1 protein-coding gene is annotated in these 784 nt (G+C 45.2%); it reads right to left on the reverse strand.

Going from position 1 to position 784, the window contains the following annotated elements; all coding sequences use genetic code 11:
• A partial coding sequence (locus A3739_RS27385; RefSeq protein WP_156502901.1) for a class I SAM-dependent rRNA methyltransferase occupies window positions 1-784 on the reverse strand: 784 nt, incomplete at its 5' end.

Consider the following 784-nt stretch of genomic DNA (forward strand, 5'->3'; position numbering starts at 1 on the left):
TTAAGACTGAGGAAGCACTCTAAAGAACATGGCTTTGAGATAGTTTGTTTCTGCGATCGCGGGAACAATAGGATGGTCAGGGCCTTGCGGAAAACGCTCAATCAACTGCAACTCCTTCTCGAGCGTACGCGCTGTTTTACGAACAATATCTAACAATGTTGGCTCAGCCAAATGCATTGAGCAAGATCCTGAAACAAGCACACCATCTTTACTCAACAAACGCATCGCCATCTGATTCAAACGTTGATAAGCGACCTCACCTGCTTTCTGATCTTTTCTGCGAGGAATAAACGCTGGCGGGTCAACAATCACCACATCAAAGCGCTCACCTTCTTCCTTCAACGCTTTGCAGATTTCAAACACGTCACCTTCAATGCTGGAAACAATATCACCAACACCATTTAACTCTGCATTTTTATGCACATAATCCAGAGCAAGCGTTGAGGCATCAACACAGGTCACCTCCTTCGCTCCAAACATTGCAGCTTGAACACCCCAGCCACCAATATAGCTAAACAGATCAAGAACCGTCTTGCCTTTCACATAGTGCGCTAATGCAGCTCTTCCTAGCCGATGATCATAAAAGTATCCGGTCTTTTGCCCTTCAACAACTGGGGCGACAAAACGAACACCATTTTCTCTCAACTCTGCTTCAGTGATATCACCTAAAGCATGCTCAACGTAACTCTCTAGACCCTCGCTCTCTCGCATTTTCCCATCGTTCTTAAAAACAATGGCTCGCGGCTTTAACTTCTTCTCAAGAACTTCAGTAATATCCGCTTTC

Source organism: Oleiphilus sp. HI0067 (genome assembly GCF_001635735.1).